Source organism: Streptomyces sp. NPDC031466 (assembly GCF_055581265.1).
Window position 1 is genome coordinate 320,883 of sequence record NZ_JBVIJT010000009.1, and the last position, 18,396, is coordinate 339,278.

Sequence of the window (18,396 nt, forward strand, 5' to 3'; positions counted from 1 at the left end):
CGAACGACACGCACGGGTTCGTCACTTACGGGGTCGTCATCGCCTTCCGATCGGGCAGCGAGGAGGCGATGACGCCCGCGACGTACGGCAGATGGGCGTCGAGGAAGAAGTGGCCCCCGGCCAGGACGTGACAGGAGAAGGCGCCCCGCGTCTCGCTCTCCCAGGCGCGCGCCTCGTCGGGGGTGACGCGCGGGTCGTTGTCGCCGGTGAGGACGACGACGGGGCAACCCAGCGCTTTCCCGGGCCGGTAGACGTAGTCGTCGACGATCTGGTAGTCGGCGCGCATCGGCGGCAGGAACAGCGAGAGCAGCTCGGGTGAGTCGAGCAGCTCGTCGGCGGTCCCGGACAACTTGCGCATCTCCTCGACGAGTTCCGCGTCGGTCATGTCCCGCACGGCACGCCCCGCCGCGGGCCGGGCCACGGCGGGCGCCGCCCGGCCGGAGAGGAACAGGGCCACGGGGGGCCGCCCCTCGGCCTCCAGACGCCGTGCGGCCTCGAACGCCACCAGGGCGCCCATGCTGTGCCCGAACAGGGCGAGGGGCGCGTCCCCCGGGCCCTGGGGCAGCTCGTCCAAGACGGCGTCGACGATCTCGTCCGGCCCCGCGGCGAACGGCTCGCCGAACCGGTCCTGCCGCCCCGGGTACTGCACGACCAGCGGCTCCACGACACCCGTGACGGCGGCGGACATCGCGTGATAGGCGCTGACCGACCCGCCGGCGTGCGGGAAGCAGAGCAGACGGAACCCGGCCTCGGGTGCCGGGTGGTAGCAACGTATCCAGTCGCCCACGAAGGCGCCCTCCTCTCCTGTACCGCGGCGAACCGCCGACCGGTCCACCGCCGCGGCCAGCATGCCGGACGAACGGCGACGGCGGGGCGAATTCCCGGCGGCGGAACATCCACGGCGGTGGATCGCACGTCCGCGGGTAACGGGAGGAGAGTCACCGGACCCGCCGAACGCACCACGTACGAAGGAGAGATGGACGCATGGCATCCTCACTGCTCGAAGCGGTCGACATCAAGGCACCCGTGGCCGTGAGCTGGGAACTCTGGGCGGACGTGGAGCGCTGGCCGGCCTTCTTGAGCCACGTGAAGCACGTCCAGCGGATCGACGGCACCACCTTCGCCTGGCAGGTCTCGCTCCCCGGCGCGGACAAGAGCTTCGTGGCGGAACTCACCGAGGTGATCCCCCAGGAGCGCATCGCCTGGCGCACGACGGAGGGCGTCCACCACGCGGGCGTGGTCACCTTCCACCACCTCAGCGACACGGAGAGCCGGGTGACGCTCCAGATCGAATACGACCCCAAGGGCTTCCTGGAACACCTCGGCGCCCTCACCAACCTCGACGCGACCCTGGCCAACTACGACCTGGGCGAGTTCAAACGCATGGCAGAACACGAGGCGACGGGCGCCTGACGCGCCGGACGGCGCGTCCGTGGACTGCGAGGCAGACTCCCCGACACGGTTCCTCGCCAGGTCGGGGAGGCCGTCTCACCCGGGCGGCGACCTGAGCGCGTCCTGCGCCGCGAACAAGAAGTCGCGTACGGCTGCCTGCACATCCTCGAGCCCGCCCGCACGGCCACCCACGGACCGGAGCGCGCTTTCCACGACCAGGGAGGCGGCGCTCGAAACCTCAGTCGGTCCCTCAAGGGTGACGACGTACATCGCGTGGCGAGCGTCGCTCATGAGCGGCCGGCTGATGCCGGTGCCACTGCGGCGCGCCTCCAGAAGCCGTTCGGCCACGACGAGGAACGCGACGTAGGCCTGCCGCCGCAGATCCAGCCGACGCATGGCGCGCTGATCGCTGAGCGTCGCCTGGACGGAGCGCAGGAGCGCGCGGGCCTGCTGCTCCCCGGCGTGCCGGGCGGCCGCGGCCTGCTCCTCCCCGGCATGCCGGGCGGCATCGGCCTGCCGAACCCCGGTACTCCGCGTGAACCACCCCGTCACCACACTCCCGGCCACGGCCGCCCCCGCCGCGATCAACGCGACCCCCCAGTCCTCCACCCCCACCATTCTGCCGCCGACAGGCACCCGGGAACGCCTGAAGGACGAACACGGCGGCCATGGGCGCCTGATCTCACTGGGCGCGCCGTCCGACCCGCAGAACGCTCAGATACCGGCGGGCGGCCCGGTCGCCCATCCGCGTGCGGATCCGATCGGCGACGGCGTCGAGCAAAGGCTCGCGGACGTCGTACGGGAGTCTCCGGTACGGAGACAACGAGCGAAGGTGATCGGCGAACCCGTCCCCTGTGAACCACTGGACGGTTGGATACCAGCGCACGATGGCTGGACCGAACAATCCTCCGGAATCGCCGACCGGGCCCCAGCCCTTGTCAGTGGCGCACACGTCGTCCTCAAGGGGTGGAGGCCCCCAGTCAGGATTTCCGGGACAGAATCGCTCATGGAGATCGGCGGTCTCGGCGTAGACCTCCGATTCTCCCGAGCGCCGGATGACGACGTTCCCCAGCAGCGCCATCCAGCCGGCGGGACGGAGCACGTCGTGCGCTCGCCGCCAGCGAATCGCCGGGTCGACCCAGTGCCATGACGACGCGGCCACGAGCACATCGAATCGTCGACCGTGGTCGTCCCACGCCTCGAACGTCGACGACTCGACTTGGACGTTACGGAAAGAGGCGAGACGCCGACGAGCAAGCGCGGCCATGCCGGCACCCGGCTCGACAGCGGTCACCGAGCATCCGAGCCCTGCCAGCGAGCGCGTGGCCTGACCGGTACCGCAGCCCACTTCCAGCACCGACGACCGTTCACTCATGCCGGTGATGGCGGCAAGGTCCGCGATCAATTCGCCGGGGTACCCCGGCCGGACGCGGTCATACAGCTCCGGCACCTCGTTGAACACCAGGCCGAGGTCATGTCGATGGGGGCGCATGTTTGGATCACCGGTCACGAATGCCCAAGCTATGAGTCCGTCCACGCAGATGCCACTGGGTTGCGGCGGCCGCTGAACCGGGGGCTCCGCCGAATCTCGGCCGTGTGCCGACGGACATCGGTTGTTGGCGGTACCTGCCGCGTCGCGTTTCGTACCGCTGACGGACTGCTGCTCCAGGGGTTCCGTCCAGTTCGCGCACTACGCCTGGACTGACGGACTGGCGACCCTCACGGTATGGGGCTTGCAGAGAAGGAACCGCGGCGACTGAGTGGTGGGCAGTCCCGTTGCCCTGTCTGTGGGCTGTTGCAGGACCGGGTGCCGACACTCGAGCAGGACTGGGTACTGCTGGAACCGGACATGAAGCCTCTGGCACACACGGTGCCGGCCGAGCATCGGTGGATCGAACTGCCCGATGGGCGGGTGACGGTGTACGGGGTGTGCCCGCCGGACCAGTTCCAGCGCTGCCGCGTTGAGCACCGCCTCGCGTGCCCCGCACAACCATTGCCGGATCTATGGCCGTGGCTGACCTCCCTACGAGGGGAGAACGCCCGGCAAATGAGACGACAGCACGATCCGGAACAGCCTGCACCCCCTGAGAAGTGGCCGGACGCCGGCTGATGGACGTTCCTAGCGACGCATGGCCGCGTATACGCGAACCCCCCGCCCTCGGCGAGGCGCTGCCCGAGGCGGGGCCAAGTCAAGATCATCACGACGTCGGCCCGTAGTTAACGGCGGAGGGCATGGAAGCCGTCATGCGTGAGGCGTGCGAGGCGGCGGGCCTCGACTCCACCCGGGGCAGAACTGCTCCGCATGGGCTCCAACACGGTGTACGGCCGGAGACCGCCGAGAAGCCCTACACTCCCGCAGCGATCCACAGCCTGTGCTCGCCGGCCTCCTCTGCCAAGTCGCGTGCGGCGGCACTATGGCCGACGGCGCTGACGTTCCGGCGGAACTCGGCGAGGCATTTGACGCACCGCGCCGATTTGAGTGCTGCACCATTCCGTATATGGCTCCGGCGCCGCAATACTTACGCGAACGGCACAACGGGGTCGTCAGGCTCGGGCGGCCGAGTCCGACGGATGAGGTCCGCCATGTCGTCCGTATGCGCCCATGTCCGATACTGGGCGACGGATTCGGCGTTGCGATCCCACCCGCGCATGAACTGCTCCGGTTCCGCTGCGGGAAATCCACTGGGTGCGGCGTGAGCGGCATCGAAAAGGTCGACAAGCATCCGGCGACTCAGACTCTCGTCAAGGTGGTCGGCGGCATCCTCCGAACCCCAAAGGAGCACCGCCTCCGCGGCCCGGGTGAGGCCGTCTGTGCTTGCGGTAGGCATGGCCAGTGCCAGCGAAGCCCGGACGATCTCCAGGGCGTCTTCTCCGCGCATGTCAGCGTCTCCTCTCGCAGACGAGGCACTGACCAGTCAGGGCCGCGAACCGAAGCGCCATTTTCGCTGTGTTCTGAGCCTGTCGCAGACATTCGTGTCTGTCCAGGAGGGCGTACTGCTCCGTTGACATGACGTACTTGACGAAAAGTTCCCAGTGATCTTGCGCCCGGTCCCAGTCGTTGCGATGGGCGACGCGTACCCATGCGTCGACGAAACCCTGTTGCGCGTGCGTCCCGTGAAAGTACGGCCGGAGATCCTCGATGAGTCCTGGGGGCGAAAGTCGCTGGGCCAAGCGCCGTTGAGTGAAGGCGGCATTGCTCGCCACTGCCTTTGACCGGTCAATGCGCTTCGCGATCACGTGGCCGGCGATTCCACCAATGATGGCGGGGACGAGGAGCCAGCCGATGACCGACGCGATCCACAGGAGGACATGACGGGGAGCGCTCAACAGGGCGAAGGCCTGGTAGACGTCGCTAGGGCTTGCAGCACGTGCGGCAAAGACGTACAGGACCCCCACCAGGACGCCGATGGGGACTCCGACGTCGAGGACCCACTGACTGACACCTTTCAGCGCCTTCCGTGAGCGCCAAGTACGCCGTAGCCGCTTGACCAGGGGCGTGCGCGTGGATGGCAGCTTCAAGTGACCCGGGATCGGGATGGGCCCAACGGGCAAGGCTCCCCCTGCGTGCCAGCGCGCACCGCATGGTGGGCACGCATTCTCCAAGGGGCCGATTCTGCCGTAGGTCGCGGACGAGTCGGCAAGTGCAGTCCCCACTTGGGACGGAACCGTGTCCTCGCTCAGTTGTCCCTTGGCAGTGCACCCGCAGACCGTGGGCAGGCGCCGCCCTTGTCAGGCGGAGCGATCCGCCGGTGAGATCTCACTCGCCACTCACTCGCGATCAGTGACAGCCAACGAAAAAGAGCCGGACTCAGTGGCACTGGGTCCGGCTCTTCAAGCGTGGCACTTGCGCAGGTCAGCGACTTGATCACGCTGGTAACTGCGAAGTGCCCCCGGCAGGATTCGAACCTGCGCACACGGCTCCGGAGGCCGTTGCTCTATCCCCTGAGCTACGGGGGCGCATCGTCGCGTTGCGCGGCGACGGGTAGAACCCTACCAGCTCTCCGGGGCTCTCCATGAACAGGTATTTCTTCGCTTCCGTGGCTGTCGTGGGAGCGCTGCGGTCACGGGGGTCGGGGGCGGGCGGGAGGCGGCTCCCGGGAGGTGGAAGTGGGGAAAACCGGGACGCGATCGGGGCTGCGGACCTACTCTCGAGTTGTGCCAGGCGTGCCCGGCCGCGTGCTTGTTGTGGACGACAACAAGGTCATTCGGCAACTGATCAGGGTCAATCTCGAGCTGGAGGGCTTCGAGGTCGTGACCGCGGCCGATGGTGCCGAGTGCCTGGACGTCGTCCATCAGGTTCAGCCCGACGTCATCACCCTCGACGTCGTGATGCCCCGGCTCGACGGTCTGCGGACCGCCGCCCTGTTGCGGGCCGACACGCGGACCGGGAAGCTGCCCATCGTCGTCGTCAGCGCCTGTACGCAGTACGAGGTCGAGAGCGGGCTGGAGGTCGGCGTCGACGCCTTTCTCGCCAAGCCCTTCGAGCCGAGTGAACTCGTCACCGTCGTACGGCAATTGGTGGGGCGCGAGTTGTCGGGGGAGTCGGAGGGGAGCGGAGGGGCCGAGGGGTCCGAGGCGGACGACAGGCGTCACGTCGCGCATGCCGATGCGGGCGGTGGCGACGCCCAGCCCCGGGGGTATGAGCCTGAGTTCGGCCCCAGCCCGATGGGTGACTGCTCTGCCGACGGCGGCGCAGGCGCCGGTGATGGCGATGGCGATGACACCGGTGTCCCCGGTGACGCCGAGCCCGCCGCCCGGCCCGGCGGCTGATCCGAGCCGCAGAGACGGGACAGACCGGACAGGCCGTCCAGAGCCAAGGTCCAGGTCAGCAGGGGTTCACCCCCGGGCCGCCCGGGATCAATCTCCAGGCGCAGGCGCCCCTCGGCCCGGGCCAAGGTCCCGGCTCAACCTCGTGCCAGGCTGCCGCCCCCGCCTAAGACGCCCATGCCCCGGCTCACGCCACGCCGCCCCCCCCGGCCAAGAATTAGGCCCGCCCAGCCCGGGCCGGTCCGCCGCCGTACCCGCGCCCCCCTGCCAGGCGCACACCGCACCCCGGTAAGCCACAGGCCCCGCCCCACCCCTCAACCCCACCCCCCAACCCCACCGACCGCCCCACCCCGTCCACATCCCAAGACCACCCGGAAACCGAGTCGCCGACCCACCCCCCTCCTCCCATACGCTTGTCCCCGTGACCCCCGTCGAGCTCTCCCGCACCGTGCTGCGTGCCCTGCGTCATGCCGTTGACGTGGGGGAACTCAGTGTGGTCGTGCCGGAGAGGGTGCAGGTGGAGCCGCCCCGGCCAGGGGGGCACGGGGACTACGCCACCAACGTCGCCCTCCAGGTCGCCCGCGCCGCAGGCCGGCCCCCCCGCCAAGTGGCCGAGCTGCTGTCGCCGCGGATCGCCGCCGAGCCCGGCATCGCCGGCGTCGACGTCACCGGGCCCGGGTTCCTGAACATCACCCTCGCCGGCGCGCCCGCCGAAACCCTCGTACGCGAGGTCCTGCGGCGCGGCACCTGCTACGGACACGTCCACCCGGACACGGGGGAGACCGCCCAGCTCCACACCCCCCACGAACTGCGCGCCGTCGTCCTCGCCGACAGTGTCCGCCGCATCCTGCGCTCCCAGGGCGTCCTCGTCCGCGTCACCTGCGACGCGGCTCCCGACCCGCGCTGGGTCGACCTCCTCGGTGTACGCGTCGACGCCCACGGCCGCCCCCCGCAGCCGCTCCCCACCCTGCGTCCCGTCCCGGCCCCGGCCGGGTCGGACCCCCTGCGCCTGGGCCGCGACGCCGCCCGCTGGGCGCTGCTCCACCCAGCCGCCCACGACCGGCCCCGTGTCGCCCCCGAACAGGGCGGCGACGACCATCTCGCGCAGCGCGAGGCCAACCCCCTCTTCCGCGTCCGGTACGCCCACTCCCGCGCCCGCGCGCTCACCCGCAACGCCGCCCAGCTGGGCTTCACCCCGGCCCCCGGCGACACCGCCCCCCGAGCCGCCACCCCGGGCAGCGAACCCACCCCCCGCACCACCGCCCCCCGCACCACCGCCCCCGGCGCCGAAACCGCCCCCGGCGAGCAAACCGCCCCCGGCGAGCAATCCGTCCCCGGCGCCGACCCCACCCCCACAGAAGGCACCGCCGAGCACCTGCTCCGCCACCTCGCCGCCCACCCCCGAACCCTCGCCGCCGCCGCCCGGCACCACGCCCCGGACCGCCTCGCCCGGCACCTCGTCGGCACCGCCGACGCCCTGCTCGCGTACCAGCACCTCGTGCTGCCGCTCGGTGACGAGAAACCCTCGGCCGCCCACCGTGCCCGGCTCGCGCTCGCCGAAGCCGCCGGGACGGTGCTCGCCGGCGGCCTGTCCCTGCTCGGCATCAGCGCACCCGAATACCTGTGACGCCCGTGACATCCGTGACCCCCGCGAGCCACGAGTCCCGCGTGCCACCCGTGAGAGACGAGACAAGCGAGCCATGAGCCGTTCCGCACACCCCGCAGGCCCCCGCCACGGCGACGTCCTGCCCGAGGGCCACTACACCGCGCCGCCGACCGACCTGAACGCCCTGGACGCCAAGGTCTGGTCCCGCACCGTCACCCGGACCGCCGAGGGCGTCGTCAGTGTGGGCGGCATCGCCGTGACCCGGCTCGCCGAGGAGTTCGGCACCCCGGCGTACTTCCTCGACGAGGCCGACTTCCGCGCCCGCTGCCGGGCCTGGCGCGAGGCCTTCGGCACCGACGCCGACGTGTTCTACGCCGGCAAGGCCTTCCTGTCCCGGGCCGTCGTGCGGTGGCTGCACGAGGAGGGGCTCAACCTCGACGTGTGCAGCGGCGGCGAGCTGGCCACCGCCCTCGCCGCCGGCATGCCCGCCGAGCGCATCGCCTTTCACGGAAACAACAAGACCGAGGAAGAGATCCACCGCGCGGTCGAGGTCGGCGTCGGGCGCATCGTGCTCGACTCCTTCCAGGAGATCGTGCGCGTCTCGCACATCGCCGAGCGGCTCGGCCGCCGCCAGCGCGTGCAGATCCGCGTGACCGTGGGCGTCGAGGCGCACACCCACGAGTTCATCGCCACCGCGCACGAGGACCAGAAGTTCGGCATCGCCCTGGCCGGCGGGCAGGCCGCGGAGGCCGTGCGGCGCGCCCTCAGGCTCGACGGCATCGAGCTGATCGGGATCCACTCGCACATCGGGTCGCAGATCTTCGACATGGCCGGCTTCGAGGTCTCCGCCCGGCGCGTGGTGCAGCTGCTCGCCGAGGTGCGCGACGAGCACGGCGTGGAGCTCCCGGAGATCGACCTCGGCGGCGGCCTCGGCATCGCGTACACCTCCGAGGACGACCCGCGCGAGCCGCACGAGATCGCCAGGGCGCTGGGCGAGATCGTCACGCGTGAGTGCGCGGCCGCCGGGCTGCGCACCCCCCGCATCTCCGTCGAGCCCGGGCGCGCCATCGTCGGCCCGACCGCCTTCACCCTCTACGAGGTCGGCACCGTCAAGCCCCTCGAAGGGCTGCGCACCTACGTCTCCGTGGACGGCGGGATGTCGGACAACATCCGTACCGCGCTCTACGACGCCGAGTACACCGTCGCCCTCGTCTCCCGCTCCTCCGACGCCGAGCCCATGCTGGTGCGCGTCGTCGGCAAGCACTGCGAGAGCGGTGACATCGTCGTACGCGACGCCTTCCTGCCCGCCGACCTCGCGCCCGGTGATCTGATCGCCGTGCCCGCGACCGGCGCGTACTGCCGCTCGATGGCGAGCAACTACAACCACGCCCTGCGCCCGCCCGTCGTCGCCGTCGACAGCGGTGCGGCGCGGGTGATCGTGCGGCGCGAGACGGAGGAAGATCTCCTGCGGCTCGACGTCGGATGACGAAAAAGATGAAATAGATGTCTCAGGATCCGGACATTGGACAGAAAGTCCGTTCCGGTGGGTGAGACTGGTCCCACCGTAGATGTATGAGAAGTGAGGTCGGATGATGCGTACGCGTCCGCTGAAGGTGGCGCTGCTGGGCTGTGGTGTTGTCGGCTCAGAGGTGGCGCGCATCATGACGACGCACGCCGACGACCTCACGGCCAGGATCGGCGCCCCCCTGGAGCTCGCCGGGGTCGCCGTCCGCCGTCCGTCGAAGGTGCGCGAGGGAATCGATCCCTCACTCATCACCACCGACGCGACCGCCCTCGTCAAGCGCGGCGACATCGACGTGATCGTGGAGGTCATCGGCGGCATCGAGCCGGCGAGGACCCTCATCACCACGGCGTTCGAGCACGGCGCCTCCGTCGTCTCCGCGAACAAGGCGCTCATCGCGCAGGACGGCGCCGCGCTGCACGCCGCCGCCGTCGACCACGGGCGGGACCTCTACTACGAGGCCGCCGTCGCCGGCGCCATCCCGCTGATCCGGCCGCTGCGCGAGTCCCTCGCCGGCGACAAGGTCAACCGCGTCCTCGGCATCGTGAACGGCACCACCAACTTCATCCTCGACGCCATGGACACCACCGGCGCCGGATACCAGGAGGCCCTGGACGAGGCCACCGCGCTCGGCTACGCGGAGGCCGACCCCACCGCCGACGTCGAGGCCTTCGACGCCGCCGCCAAGGCCGCGATCCTCGCCGGCATCGCCTTCCACACGCGCGTACGCCTCGACGACGTGTACCGCGAGGGCATGACCGAGGTGACCGCCGCCGACTTCGCGTCCGCGAAGCGCATGGGCTGCACCATCAAACTGCTCGCCATCTGCGAGCGGGCCGCCGACGGCGGGTCCGTCACCGCGCGCGTGCACCCCGCGATGATCCCGCTCAGCCACCCGCTGGCGTCGGTCCGCGAGGCGTACAACGCCGTCTTCGTCGAGGCGGAGGCCGCGGGGCAGCTGATGTTCTACGGGCCCGGCGCGGGTGGCTCGCCCACCGCGTCCGCCGTCCTCGGCGACCTGGTGGCCGTCTGCCGCAACAAGCTCGCCGAATCCACCGGACCCGGCGACTCCGCGTACACCCAGCTGCCCGTGGGCTCCATGGGCGAGGTCGTCACGCGCTATCACATCAGCCTCGACGTGGCCGACAAGCCGGGCGTCCTCGCCCAGGTCGCGACGGTCTTCGCCGAGCACGGCGTATCGATCGATACGGTCCGTCAGACGGGCAAGGACGGCGAGGCCTCCCTCGTCGTCGTCACCCACCGCGCGCCCGACGCCGCCCTCACCGGCACCGTCGAGGCGCTGCGCAATCTCGACACCGTGCGTGGTGTCGCCAGCATCATGCGGGTTGAAGGGGAGTAAGCAGCAATGACCCACCAGTGGCGCGGAATCATCGAGGAGTACCGGGACCGTCTTCCGGTCTCCGACACCACGCCGGTCGTGACGCTCGGCGAGGGCGGCACGCCGCTCGTGCCCGCGCAGGTGCTCTCCGAGCGCACCGGCTGCGAGGTCCACCTCAAGGTCGAGGGCGCCAACCCCACCGGGTCCTTCAAGGACCGCGGCATGACCATGGCGATCACCAAGGCCAAGGAGGAGGGCGCGAAGGCCGTCATCTGCGCCTCCACCGGCAACACGTCGGCGTCCGCCGCGGCCTACGCCGTACGCGCCGGCATGGTCTGCGCGGTCCTCGTGCCGCAGGGCAAGATCGCGCTCGGCAAGATGGGCCAGGCGCTCGTCTACGGCTCGAAGATCCTCCAGGTCGACGGCAACTTCGACGACTGCCTCAACCTCGCGCGCGCCCTGTCCGAGAACTACCCGGTGGCGCTGGTCAATTCCGTCAACCCGTTCCGCATCGAGGGCCAGAAGACCGCCTCGTTCGAGATCGTGGACGCCCTCGGCGACGCCCCCGACATCCATGTCCTTCCCGTCGGCAACGCCGGAAACATCACGGCCTACTGGAAGGGCTACAAGGAGTACGCCGCCGACTCGATGTCGACCCGTACCCCCCGTATGTGGGGCTTCCAGGCCTCCGGATCGGCGCCCATCGTGCGCGGCGAGATCGTCAAGGACCCCTCGACGATCGCCACCGCGATTCGCATCGGCAACCCCGCGTCGTGGCAGTACGCACTCGACGCGCGCGAGGAGTCGGGCGGTTTCATCGACGAGGTGACGGACCGTGAGATCCTGCGCGCCTACAAGCTGTTGGCGTCCCAGGAGGGCGTCTTCGTGGAGCCCGCGTCGGCCGCCTCGGTCGCCGGTCTGCTGAAGGCCGCCGAGCAGGGCAAGGTCGACCCGGGCCAGAAAATCGTCTGCACGGTCACGGGCAACGGCCTCAAGGACCCCGACTGGGCCGTCGCGGGCGCCCCGCAGCCGGTCACGGTCCCGGTCGACGCGGCCACCGCCGCCGAGCGCCTCGGCCTGGCGTAACCCCGCGGGCCCACACGAGGGGTGGCACAGGGGGCTTACGACACGCATCGTGCGCCTCCTGTGCGCCCTATGTCGCCACAGAACCTTCCTTCGATAGGCTGTACCGAACCCGCCCCGCCGCATATGCCGCGGTGCCGCCGTAGTGCGCGGCCTTCGGGTCTTCCGTACATGTGGCACGTACGAAACTACGCAGCCTCAAAAACACGCAGCTCAAGGAGAGTCATCGAGCGATGGCCGGTCCAGCGTTCCGCGCCGCCGCCGTCCGGGTGCGCGTCCCCGCCACCAGCGCCAACCTCGGTCCGGGCTTCGACGCCCTGGGCCTGGCGCTGGGTCTGTACGACGACGTGGTCGTCCGGGTGGCCGACTCCGGCCTGAACATCGACATCGCCGGGGAGGGCGGCGACACCCTGCCGCGCGACGAGTCGCATCTGCTCGTACGCTCCCTGCGCACCGCCTTCGACCTGCTCGGCGGACAGCCGCGCGGCCTGGAGATCGTGTGCGCCAACCGCATCCCGCACGGCCGCGGCCTCGGCTCCTCGTCCGCCGCCATCTGCGCGGGCATCGTCGCCGCCCGCGCCGTGACGATAGGCGGCGAGGCCAGGCTCGACGACGTGGCGCTCCTCGAGCTCGCCACCGAGATCGAGGGCCACCCCGACAACGTCGCCGCTTGTCTGCTCGGCGGTTTCACCCTCTCCTGGATGGACGCGGGAGCCGCACGGGCGATCAGGATGGAACCGTCCGCTTCCATCGTTCCGGTGGTTTTCGTCCCCGGCAAGCCCGTCCTCACCGAGACGGCGCGCGGCCTGCTCCCGCGCAGCGTCCCGCACGTCGACGCGGCCGCCAACGCGGGCCGGGCGGCCCTGCTCGTCGAGGCCCTGACCAGGCGCCCCGAGCTGCTGCTGCCCGCCACCGAGGACCGCCTGCACCAGGAGTACCGCGCGCCGGCCATGCCGGAGAGCGCCGCCCTGGTGGAGCGGCTGCGCGCCGACGGCGTGCCCGCGGTGATCTCCGGCGCGGGCCCCACGGTCCTCGCGCTGGCCGAAGACAGTGCGGCCGACAAGGTCGCACGCCTGGCGGGAGAGGGCTGGGCGGCCAATCGCCTGGCACTCGACGCCAAGGGAGCGAGCGTGCTGCCGCTCGCGTCCTGACGCGGTGCGCACAGTGACCGCGGTGACCGCAGCGAACGCAGGGAATTCGGGGCGACCCGATTTCGAGAGGGGGAATGTTTGTTGGATCCGGTAGTGTTAATCTCAAGTCTGCACCCGACCTCACCATGGCGAGGTGCTTTGTGTCCCCGTCCGGGACAACCATTCTTCCGGGAGCCTCCCAAACTGCTTCGTGCCCCGCACTGAGCGGTCCTGAGCACGCTCCGGAACCGGCGTGACCGAGCCGAGTGACACCGCACATCAGTGGCACGGCATCGCAATCGCCATCACCAATGAATTCTTCCGCCTCGTTGGCGGACCACCGCCCCGGCACGGTCCATACGCATAGGACCGCCGGACAGCACAACCGGTCGCCGAGCCAGACAGGCCGACGTCCGCTCCAGGGAAGGACCCTTCGTGAGCGACACCACCGATCTGATGGGCGTGACTGCCGACACGCCCGCCACGGACGCCTCCGCGGCGCCTGCCACCGGTGCTTCGGCCGGGTCCCGGCGGCGCCGCGGCACCGGCCTCGAGGGCATGGTGCTGGCGGAACTGCAGCAGGTCGCCTCGGGCCTTGGGATCAAGGGAACCGGGCGCATGCGCAAGAGCCAGCTGATCGAGGTCATCAAGGAGGCGCAGGCAGGGGGCGGAGCCCCGGCGAAGAGCGCCGCGCCCGCCGGCGACACCGCCGAGACCAAGCCCAAGCGCCGGGCCACCTCCAAGGCCCGTACGGGTGAGGATGCGGCGAGCACCGGCAAGGCGGCCGCCGCCGACAAGGCCGAGAGCCCTAAGGCCGAGAAGGCCCCCGCCCCGCAGCAGATCGAGATCCCCGGCCAGCCGGCCGAGCGCGGCGCGGACGACCAGCCGGCCGGCGAGCGCCGCCGGCGCCGGGCCACCGCCGACGCGGGCAGCCCGGAGACCGTCACCGCCGAGGCCAAGAGCGAGCCGAAGGCCGAGGCCAAGGTCGACGCGTCCGAGCCCAAGGGCGGCGACAAGGGCGGTGAGGCCTCCGGTGACGCCGAGAGCCGCCGCGAGCGCCGGGACCGCCAGGGCCGCGGCCGTGACCGCGACCGCCGCGGCAACAAGGGCGACGACCAGCAGGGCGGCGGCCAGCAGGGCGGCGGCCGCCAGGACCGGCAGGACCGGCAGGACCGCCAGCAGCAGGGCGGCGGCCGTCCGGACCGCCAGGACCGCCAGCGGGACAACGGCCCGCGGGCCGACGAGGACGGGGACGACTTCGAGGGTGGCCGCCGCGGCCGCCGCGGTCGCTACCGGGACCGCCGTGGCCGTCGCGGCCGCGACGAGCAGGGCTTCGGCAACGAGCCGCAGGTCTCCGAGGACGACGTCCTGATCCCCGTCGCGGGCATCCTGGACATCCTCGACAACTACGCGTTCATCCGTACGTCGGGCTACCTCCCCGGCCCCAACGACGTGTACGTCTCGCTGGCCCAGGTCCGCAAGAACGGCCTGCGCAAGGGCGACCACGTCACCGGCGCGGTCCGCCAGCCCAAGGACGGCGAGCGCCGCGAGAAGTTCAACGCCCTCGTGCGCCTCGACTCGGCGAACGGCATGGCGGCCGAATCCGGGCGCGGGCGACCGGAGTTCAGCAAGCTGACGCCCCTTTACCCGCAGGACCGGCTCCGCCTGGAGACCGACCCGGGCGTGCTCACCACCCGCATCATCGACCTCGTCGCGCCCATCGGTAAGGGGCAGCGCGGTCTGATCGTGGCCCCGCCGAAGACCGGCAAGACCATGATCATGCAGGCGATCGCCAACGCGATCACGGTCAACAACCCCGAGTGCCACCTGATGGTCGTCCTGGTCGACGAGCGTCCGGAAGAGGTCACCGACATGCAGCGGTCGGTGAAGGGCGAGGTCATCTCCTCGACCTTCGACCGTCCCGCCGAGGACCACACCACGGTCGCCGAGCTGGCCATCGAGCGCGCCAAGCGCCTGGTGGAGCTGGGTCACGACGTCGTCGTACTGCTCGACTCGATCACGCGTCTGGGCCGTGCCTACAACCTCGCGGCGCCGGCCTCCGGCCGCATCCTGTCCGGTGGTGTCGACTCGACGGCCCTGTACCCGCCGAAGCGCTTCTTCGGTGCCGCGCGCAACATCGAGGACGGCGGCTCGCTGACCATCCTCGCGACCGCGCTCGTCGACACCGGGTCCCGCATGGACGAGGTCATCTTCGAGGAGTTCAAGGGCACCGGCAACGCCGAGCTGAAGCTCGACCGCAAGCTCGCCGACAAGCGCATCTTCCCGGCGGTGGACGTGGACGCGTCCGGCACCCGCAAGGAAGAGATCCTGCTCGGCAGCGACGAGCTCGCCGTCACCTGGAAGCTGCGCCGCGTGCTGCACGCGCTCGACCAGCAGCAGGCCATCGAGCTGCTGCTGGACAAGATGAAGCAGACGAAGTCGAACGGCGAGTTCCTGCTGCAGATCCAGAAGACGACCCCGACGCCGGGCAACGGCAACGACTAGTCGTCACCGGCACACGAAAGGGCCGCCCCGTCACACCAGTGACGGGGCGGCCCTTTTGCCGCACGCGAGACGTTGGCCACACGCATAAGAAATCCTCACGGCCTCGGGCGGTGGCGCCATGAGGCGTGAAAGCGCAGGTGAGAAGCGGAAAAGGGCCAGGCGGTACATACGGTCCGTAGCGATCGCGACCCGGGGCGCACACAGGGCGCCGTGCAACCCTTCTTTCGGATTTCCCGTCTGACAAGTGACGGAAAACCACGCTTGACCCTGAAATCAGGGGGTACCGGCCGACGAGGACTGAGGGGCGCATGACCGACGAGAGCAGGGCCGCCGCCGCGCGGAAGCGGGGCAAGCGCGGCCGCCGCCGCAAGCCGCGCGACAAGCGCAAGAAGGTGCTCGTCGGCACGGCGTGGGCCGCGGCCTCGGTGGTCGTCCTCGGCGGCGCGGGCGCCGGCTTCCTGTACTTCAAGCTCAACGGCAACATCAAGGGCGTCGACATCAACGCCGCCCTCGGCACCAACCGTCCCCCGGACATCGACAACGGCTCCCAGGACATCCTCGTCCTCGGCTCCGACTCCCGCTCCGGCAAGAACGCCAAATACGGCAAGGACGAGGGCGCGGCCCGCTCCGACACCGCGATGATCGTGCACGTCTACAAGGGCCACCAGAAGGCCAGCGTGGTCTCCATACCCCGCGACACCCTGATATCCCGGCCCGAGTGCGCGAGCGAGGACGGCCGCACGGACCCCGGCGGGCAGCGGCAGATGTTCAACACGGCGTACGAGGTCGGCGGCCCCGCCTGCGCCGTCAAGACCGTCGAGAAGATGTCCGGCATCAGGATGGACCACTACCTCGAAGTGGACTTCACGGGCTTCAAGAAGCTCATCGACACCCTCGGCGGCGTCGACATCACCACCAAGAAGGCGATCCACGACAAGGACAGCCACCTCGACCTGGACGCGGGCACGCACACCCTGAACGGCGAGCAGGCGCTCGGCCTGGTCCGCACCCGCCACGGCGTGGGCGACGGCAGTGACCTCGGCCGCATCCAGCTCCAGCAGGCGTTCATCAAGGCCCTGCTCGACCAGGTCAAGGAGGTCGGGGTGTTCAGCAGCCCGAAGAAGCTCTTCGACCTCGCCGACGACGCGACCAGCGCCGTCACCACGGACTCCGACCTGAACGACGTCAAGAGCCTCGCGGGCTTCGCGAACGGCCTCAAGGGCATCGGCGCGGGCGACATGAAGATGGTCACGATGCCCATCCAGTACGACCCCGCCGACCCCAACCGCGTCCTGCCCCTCGAAGAGGCCGACCAGGAGGTCTGGGACGCCCTCCGGGCCGACAAGCCCATCCCGAAGTCCGCCACCGACAAGTCCGCGGGCGACAAGGGAGCCGTGGGCTCCGTGGTGAGCAGCGGCTAGGACCGGCGGACAGGACCGGCGGACAGGCGGCCCGCCCGCCCCGAAACCGGCCCCGGAATAGATCCCGGCCTCCCCTCGTTTTGGGAGATACGGCCGGTCCTGGCAGACTGGTACGTCGGCCCCGGTTCACGTACGAGCAATCCGCCCGTACGACCCGGCGCCCTCCCGAAACTAGGAGACACCTTGAAGCGCGACATCCACCCCGAGTACGTCGAGACCCAGGTCAGCTGCACCTGTGGCGCCGAGTTCACCACCCGCAGCACGATCTCCAGCGGCACCGTCCGCGCCGAGGTCTGCTCCGAGTGCCACCCGTTCTACACGGGCAAGCAGAAGATCCTCGACACCGGTGGCCGCGTGGCCCGCTTCGAGGCCCGCTTCGGCAAGGCCGCGGCTGCCAAGAAGTAGCGAGCCACTGCGCCGGTCATCGGCCGCCCTCGGGAGGGGGTGGCCGGGACCGGCGCTTTTGCCGTCCCGCAGCCAATTCGCGTAGAAACCCGCGCGGAGCACCCTCGCGCAGAAAACCAGGAGCCCCCGATGTTCGAGGCGGTCGAGGAACTGATCGGCGAACACGCCGATCTCGAGAAGAAGCTCGCCGACCCGTCGGTCCACGCCGACCAGGCCAACGCGCGCAAGCTCAACAAGCGCTACGCCGAGCTGACCCCGATCGTCACGACGTACCGCGCCTGGAAGCAGACCGGGGACGACATCGAGACCGCCCGCGAGCTGGGCGCCGACGACCCCGAGTTCGCCGCCGAGGTCAAGGACCTGGAGCGCCGGCGCGATGAGATCACCGAGAAGCTGCGGCTGCTGCTCGTGCCCCGGGACCCGTCCGACGACAAGGACGTCATCCTGGAGATCAAGGCGGGCGCGGGCGGCGACGAGTCCGCCCTGTTCGCCGGTGACCTGCTGCGCATGTATCTGCGCTACGCCGAGCGCGTCGGCTGGAAGACCGAGATCATCGACTCCACCGAGTCCGAGCTGGGCGGCTACAAGGACGTCCAGGTCGCCGTGAAGACCAAGGGCGGCCAGGGTGCCACCGAGCCCGGCCAGGGCGTGTGGGCCCGGCTGAAGTACGAGGGCGGCGTGCACCGCGTGCAGCGCGTGCCCTCCACCGAGTCGCAGGGTCGCATCCACACCTCCGCCGCCGGCGTCCTGGTGACGCCCGAGGCTGAGGAGATCGACGTCGAGATCCACGCCAACGACCTGCGCATCGACGTCTACCGCTCCTCGGGCCCCGGCGGCCAGTCCGTGAACACGACCGACTCCGCGGTGCGCATCACCCACCTGCCGACCGGCGTCGTCGCCTCCTGCCAGAACGAGAAGAGCCAGCTCCAGAACAAGGAGCAGGCGATGCGCATCCTGCGCTCCAGGCTGCTGGCCGCCGCCCAGGAGGAGGCCGAGAGCAAGGCCGCCGACGCCCGCCGCAGCCAGGTCCGCACCGTCGACCGCTCCGAGAAGATCCGGACGTACAACTACCCGGAAAACCGGATCTCGGACCACCGCGTCGGCTTCAAGGCGTACAACTTGGACCAGGTGCTCGACGGCGAGCTGGACGCGGTCATCCAGGCCTGTGTCGACGCGGACTCCGCGGCCAAGCTCGCGGCGGCCTGACGCCCCCATCCCTCGTACGA

17 protein-coding genes and 1 tRNA gene are annotated in these 18,396 nt (G+C 70.4%); 12 read left to right on the forward strand and 6 right to left on the reverse strand.

Translation table 11 applies throughout. The features are described 5' to 3' along the window. Positions 1-25 precede the first annotated feature (25 nt). Positions 26-787 (reverse strand): thioesterase II family protein, encoded by a 762-nt coding sequence (locus ACZ5GP_RS23955; protein ID WP_468752765.1) that lies wholly within the window; start codon positions 785-787, stop codon positions 26-28. Positions 788-984: 197 nt separating this feature from the next. On the opposite strand from ACZ5GP_RS23955, the gene ACZ5GP_RS23960 reads away from it, so the two are divergent. Then, complete coding sequence (locus tag ACZ5GP_RS23960; protein ID WP_358586027.1) at positions 985-1,413, forward strand: SRPBCC family protein; 429 nt, start codon at positions 985-987, stop codon at positions 1,411-1,413. 75 nt (positions 1,414-1,488) lie between these two features. Here ACZ5GP_RS23960 and ACZ5GP_RS23965 read toward each other — a convergent pair whose 3' ends face one another. Next, positions 1,489-2,001 (reverse strand): hypothetical protein, encoded by a 513-nt coding sequence (locus tag ACZ5GP_RS23965; RefSeq protein ID WP_468752766.1) that lies wholly within the window; start codon positions 1,999-2,001, stop codon positions 1,489-1,491. 73 nt (positions 2,002-2,074) lie between these two features. Next, the gene (locus tag ACZ5GP_RS23970; RefSeq protein ID WP_468752767.1) at positions 2,075-2,902 is read right to left on the reverse strand and encodes a class I SAM-dependent methyltransferase; all 828 of its coding nucleotides are present in this window, start codon (positions 2,900-2,902) and stop codon (positions 2,075-2,077) included. A gap of 216 nt (positions 2,903-3,118) precedes the next feature. Here ACZ5GP_RS23970 and ACZ5GP_RS23975 point away from each other — a divergent pair, with 216 nt between their 5' ends. Further along, complete coding sequence (locus ACZ5GP_RS23975) at positions 3,119-3,502, forward strand: DUF6083 domain-containing protein (protein ID WP_468752768.1); 384 nt, start codon at positions 3,119-3,121, stop codon at positions 3,500-3,502. A 409-nt stretch (positions 3,503-3,911) separates the two neighbouring features. Here ACZ5GP_RS23975 and ACZ5GP_RS23980 read toward each other — a convergent pair whose 3' ends face one another. The 3 genes from ACZ5GP_RS23980 to ACZ5GP_RS23990 form a co-directional block, all read right to left on the reverse strand. After that, on the reverse strand, positions 3,912-4,271 hold the full coding sequence (locus tag ACZ5GP_RS23980; RefSeq protein WP_468752769.1) for a hypothetical protein: 360 nt from the start codon (positions 4,269-4,271) through the stop codon (positions 3,912-3,914). A gap of 1 nt (position 4,272) precedes the next feature. After that, positions 4,273-4,911, reverse strand: coding sequence for a DUF6313 family protein (locus ACZ5GP_RS23985; RefSeq protein ID WP_468752770.1), 639 nt, complete (start codon positions 4,909-4,911; stop codon positions 4,273-4,275). 366 nt (positions 4,912-5,277) lie between these two features. After that, a tRNA-Arg gene (locus ACZ5GP_RS23990) sits at positions 5,278-5,349 on the reverse strand. A 228-nt stretch (positions 5,350-5,577) separates the two neighbouring features. Here ACZ5GP_RS23990 and ACZ5GP_RS23995 point away from each other — a divergent pair. The 10 genes from ACZ5GP_RS23995 (at position 5,578) to prfA (ending at position 18,376) form a co-directional block, all read left to right on the forward strand. Then, positions 5,578-6,162 carry a response regulator gene (locus ACZ5GP_RS23995; protein ID WP_468752771.1) on the forward strand — a complete coding sequence of 195 codons (585 nt, stop codon included), beginning with the start codon at positions 5,578-5,580 and terminating at the stop codon, positions 6,160-6,162. Positions 6,163-6,580: 418 nt separating this feature from the next. Further along, a complete protein-coding gene (nrtL, locus tag ACZ5GP_RS24000) occupies positions 6,581-7,786 on the forward strand; it encodes an ArgS-related anticodon-binding protein NrtL (RefSeq protein ID WP_468752772.1) in 1,206 nt (401 codons plus the stop codon). Positions 7,787-7,859: 73 nt separating this feature from the next. Beyond that, complete coding sequence (gene lysA / locus ACZ5GP_RS24005; protein ID WP_468752773.1) at positions 7,860-9,251, forward strand: diaminopimelate decarboxylase; 1,392 nt, start codon at positions 7,860-7,862, stop codon at positions 9,249-9,251. 106 nt (positions 9,252-9,357) lie between these two features. Next, on the forward strand, positions 9,358-10,647 hold the full coding sequence (locus ACZ5GP_RS24010) for a homoserine dehydrogenase (protein WP_468752879.1): 1,290 nt from the start codon (positions 9,358-9,360) through the stop codon (positions 10,645-10,647). 6 nt (positions 10,648-10,653) lie between these two features. Further along, positions 10,654-11,712: a threonine synthase gene (thrC, locus tag ACZ5GP_RS24015; RefSeq protein ID WP_468752774.1), complete on the forward strand. Its 1,059-nt coding sequence runs from the start codon at positions 10,654-10,656 to the stop codon at positions 11,710-11,712. Positions 11,713-11,942: 230 nt separating this feature from the next. Next, positions 11,943-12,860 carry a homoserine kinase gene (gene thrB, locus ACZ5GP_RS24020; protein WP_468752775.1) on the forward strand — a complete coding sequence of 306 codons (918 nt, stop codon included), beginning with the start codon at positions 11,943-11,945 and terminating at the stop codon, positions 12,858-12,860. A 414-nt stretch (positions 12,861-13,274) separates the two neighbouring features. Further along, positions 13,275-15,344 (forward strand): transcription termination factor Rho, encoded by a 2,070-nt coding sequence (gene rho, locus ACZ5GP_RS24025; RefSeq protein WP_468752776.1) that lies wholly within the window; start codon positions 13,275-13,277, stop codon positions 15,342-15,344. Positions 15,345-15,652: 308 nt separating this feature from the next. After that, entirely contained in the window at positions 15,653-16,765 is a 1,113-nt protein-coding gene (locus ACZ5GP_RS24030) for an LCP family protein (RefSeq protein ID WP_468752777.1), read from the forward strand. 183 nt (positions 16,766-16,948) lie between these two features. Beyond that, on the forward strand, positions 16,949-17,170 hold the full coding sequence (gene rpmE, locus ACZ5GP_RS24035) for a 50S ribosomal protein L31 (protein WP_030792109.1): 222 nt from the start codon (positions 16,949-16,951) through the stop codon (positions 17,168-17,170). 129 nt (positions 17,171-17,299) lie between these two features. Next, positions 17,300-18,376 carry a peptide chain release factor 1 gene (prfA, locus tag ACZ5GP_RS24040; protein WP_468752778.1) on the forward strand — a complete coding sequence of 359 codons (1,077 nt, stop codon included), beginning with the start codon at positions 17,300-17,302 and terminating at the stop codon, positions 18,374-18,376. The last annotated feature ends 20 nt before the right edge of the window (positions 18,377-18,396 follow it).